Origin of the sequence: Clostridium sp. (assembly GCF_016650095.1) — a bacterium.
Classification (GTDB): Bacteria; Bacillota; Clostridia; order Clostridiales; family Clostridiaceae; genus Clostridium_AD.
This window is the reverse complement of the sequence record NZ_JAENWL010000401.1, coordinates 1-3,250: the sequence shown is the minus strand read 5'-3', so window position 1 is coordinate 3,250 and position 3,250 is coordinate 1. Positions and strand designations below refer to the sequence as shown.

5 protein-coding genes are annotated in these 3,250 nt (G+C 30.1%); 1 reads left to right on the top strand and 4 read right to left on the bottom strand.

What is annotated here, in order from left to right:
• The first annotated feature begins 338 nt into the window (after nucleotides 1–338).
• Nucleotides 339–824: a hypothetical protein gene (locus JJE11_RS17035; protein ID WP_291637778.1), complete on the top strand. Its 486-nt coding sequence runs from the start codon at nucleotides 339–341 to the stop codon at nucleotides 822–824.
• Nucleotides 825–938: 114 nt separating this feature from the next.
• Here JJE11_RS17035 and JJE11_RS17030 read toward each other — a convergent pair whose 3' ends face one another.
• The 4 genes from JJE11_RS17030 to JJE11_RS17015 form a co-directional block, all read right to left on the bottom strand.
• The gene (locus JJE11_RS17030) at nucleotides 939–1,619 is read right to left on the bottom strand and encodes a hypothetical protein (RefSeq protein ID WP_291637776.1); all 681 of its coding nucleotides are present in this window, start codon (nucleotides 1,617–1,619) and stop codon (nucleotides 939–941) included.
• A 41-nt stretch (nucleotides 1,620–1,660) separates the two neighbouring features.
• Complete coding sequence (locus JJE11_RS17025) at nucleotides 1,661–1,834, bottom strand: hypothetical protein (RefSeq protein ID WP_291637774.1); 174 nt, start codon at nucleotides 1,832–1,834, stop codon at nucleotides 1,661–1,663.
• 48 nt (nucleotides 1,835–1,882) lie between these two features.
• The gene (locus JJE11_RS17020) at nucleotides 1,883–2,155 is read right to left on the bottom strand and encodes a hypothetical protein (RefSeq protein WP_291637772.1); all 273 of its coding nucleotides are present in this window, start codon (nucleotides 2,153–2,155) and stop codon (nucleotides 1,883–1,885) included.
• Nucleotides 2,156–2,267: 112 nt separating this feature from the next.
• Nucleotides 2,268–2,786: a hypothetical protein gene (locus JJE11_RS17015; protein WP_291637770.1), complete on the bottom strand. Its 519-nt coding sequence runs from the start codon at nucleotides 2,784–2,786 to the stop codon at nucleotides 2,268–2,270.
• Nucleotides 2,787–3,250 lie beyond the last annotated feature (464 nt).

Below are 3,250 nucleotides of genomic sequence, written 5' to 3'. Positions count from 1 at the left end.
CCCATCCCTTCAATCTTTTCAATTCTCATCACCTCTTCAACCATTGTACAGAAAAGGTGTTTGTTTTTGTGGTTATTTGGAAATTATTCAGGGTTCTTATTTTCCTAAATCTCATGGTTTTAGTTTACCACTTACAATTGTACTTTATACATGGCATTTTTTTCATAGGACTTTAAAAAAGATAGAATACATTGTCCAAAAAAATTATACATTCTTTAGATATAATAACTTCTTTATATGAGTTTAAACGGGATATTAGTGGCGCCCAGTGAGCCCTAGTCAGTGTTACAATTAGAAAGAAATCAGTTACATGGTTTTAAAAAAAGGGGGAATTTTATATGGGCATTCCGATTAATAAAAGACAATCATTACCGAGAGAGCAGATTATTGTGTTAAAAGCATCCAGTTCTCACATATCAGCTATAATACTCAATCAAATTTATGCATCTGCAATTAGACCCGATACTAAAAAAAGGAGTTTTAAAAAGTTTGTGATTTTAGGGCCAAATGATATTTTGGGGACCCGCGTATACGCAATAGGAACGGTTTATACTTATAATATATCCCGAATCTCACTTACAAGTAAAGTTTTAAGTGTATTTAACTCTAGTGACTACGACAAATGGAATTGGGAATACGCTCTATCCAATATAATTGACTTAAGAACTCAACTCTTAACACTTGATGATGTTTTTTTATCAAAGGATATAGATGAGATTGTTAGACATACGCAGCAATTTACGTATGTAGACATATTGAAAACTAGATACAATAATTTACCCTGGGTAGCACCAATATCTCTTACACAACCCACGCTACCTTAGATGATAAAAGCAACCGGTCAGTGGCTAATATAATAATATAAAGACCAACAAATAATTGCTGGTCTTTATATTATTAAAATTTGAACTCTTTAAGTTTAATTTGATTAAATCCTATTATAACACCTTAAATACCTCCTCAAATTGTGTATAATCAATAGAAGATATAGTCTTTCTCACTTCACTCCTTTGAACTTTCATGTCCTTAAAGAAGTACCTTCCATTAAAAGCTTTTTCTCTTCTTTTCATTATCCTATTGGAATTTCTAACGAAGTATCTAATAATGTCACTATAATGTTTATAAGCAATTAACTCTCCTGGTACACTTACAGAATTTTTACTTACATTCATACAATTAGAATCTCCATACATAATTCTAAGGTTGTATTTATCTTTAGCTACAAATAAGAATTCTGCATACTCCTTACAAATTTTTAAGTTTTCTACTGTGATCGAGCTTAAGACTTTGTTTATGCAGTTTCTAGCAAAATTATAATCGTCATCATATTTTTCATCTTCTAAATTGCAAATAAATATAGTCCATTCTCCTTCTCCACCAATCGAATAACTTAATCGGTAGTCAAAGATCCCCTCTTCATCCATATATATATTGAATTTTAGGTTTTCATTTATTTTTTCCCTGAGAACTTCTTGTAACTTATCACCTATTTGCTCTACTGTTTCATTTATTGACAACATTATTGTATAACCTTTGCCCTCTTGCTTAGCGTACCATTTGTCAGTAATTTCTGTTTTCATCTGCTTATAATCAAGTTTTGGTATTATAATGTTTTTCATTTGAAAAATCCTCCTTAATTGTTTAAGTCCTGTAATGTAAATTATTTAAAGCGAGCCTTGCATGGTTTGTCTGAAGGAGTACATTCTACACAAAAGTCATACTCACTACAGCTAAAGAAATCTTTACCTTCCTTCGCTATTCCTAGCTTATATTTCATATCAAATATATTCTTATCTATAGCCTGCCTTAATACATTCATGATTGTATTTATCATAAATAATGACCCCCTTTATTTGCATACATCTATCGAAAAAAATTAAGTTTAGTTAGTTAGAAAGTTTTCAGCATACTTTATAATTATAGCTTCTTCCTCTTTTGTGAATGGATTTTTAGAAGAATCATAGTCATTCTCTACATATGAAAGAATAGGTTCGTTATCTTCAGAAAAATATACACTTGTGAATCCTGTTGGGTCATCACTATATTTTGCGTTTCTCTCTGTATCTAAAAACTCTACGTTAATTAAAACGTCTGTGTAATTTCCATAATTATTATTATGAACATGACTTCCTAACTTAATTTTTTCATTAACCATTTTATAAATCCTCCTAAAATGCAATTTGTATAAGTCCTTTTGCAAAGAAGAATAGGCTGTTGATTTATCTGCCTATCCCTCTTTATGTTTGTTTAAATCTGTAGGTTACACTCTAATAGTGTGAATCGACCAACTCAGCAAATTCCCTCGTATCTTTCATTGTAATAAGTTTTTTATTTAAATTCTCTTCAAATTCTTTTTTGAACTTGCCCATGATAGTTAATTTTATTAAATCCTCATTTTTAAGATATATTAGCAATCCTTCTTTTAGTGGTTTTATTTTAGAACAACCACCTAAAAATAAACCTTCAGCTTTTGAATTTAGAGCGTATGTGACCTTTTTGTATTGTAGGACAGAGTATTGAAATTGTCCATTGATTTTACCAAACCCATATTCTTCTTTTGGCGCCAACTCAGTATATGCATTTATCCCCACTTCCAAGTCAGTGCCAATCTCAATCCATCTACACCTTCCAGCAACCTTTTCTAAATCTTCATACTCCTTAGAGATTTTAGATATTAAATCCTCCATCTTTACAGAATAATCTTCATCAAACCGATTGTTTATTTTCTTCTTTTCTTCCTCTACCGTTGCTAATGTGCAATTTAACATATCAATAAAATTTATCATTTATAAAAACCTCCCTTTAATTTGTAAAAATCTTGACTAGTTATTTAATTCTTAACATTACTTGCTGTAACTTTGGTAAATAACTTTTTCATGTGCATAACCTCCATATATTATTTGTAAAAATCCTGTTTTTGAGAAAATAAAAAAACTCTAGGCATAGATACAAAATATGTATCGAAATCCTACAGCATTGGCATAAAAATTATTTAATTTGTGAAAAATCCGTCCCTTATAATAAAATAAAGAACTTGTATGATACAAATGTTTGTAATGACTTAATTGTATCACTTTAACTTGCTGCTAACAATAGAAATATGTATTATCAATAGCTTATATATACATTTTAATTAAATATATTTATGTTATACCACTGTATATCACAATTCAATCGAGTAGGAGCTAAATAATTAGTTTATTTAGCGACCTCTCACACCACCGTGCATACCGTTCGGTACACGGCGGTT

Bases quoted from the DNA above. Each gene is read 5' to 3' on its own strand.
- JJE11_RS17035 (WP_291637778.1), top strand. From the start codon at position 339: ATGGGCATTCCGATTAATAAAAGACAATCATTACCGAGAGAGCAGATT.
- JJE11_RS17030 (WP_291637776.1), bottom strand. From the start codon at position 1,619: ATGAAAAACATTATAATACCAAAACTTGATTATAAGCAGATGAAAACA.
- JJE11_RS17025 (WP_291637774.1), bottom strand. From the start codon at position 1,834: ATGATAAATACAATCATGAATGTATTAAGGCAGGCTATAGATAAGAAT.
- JJE11_RS17020 (WP_291637772.1), bottom strand. From the start codon at position 2,155: ATGGTTAATGAAAAAATTAAGTTAGGAAGTCATGTTCATAATAATAAT.
- JJE11_RS17015 (WP_291637770.1), bottom strand. From the start codon at position 2,786: ATGATAAATTTTATTGATATGTTAAATTGCACATTAGCAACGGTAGAG.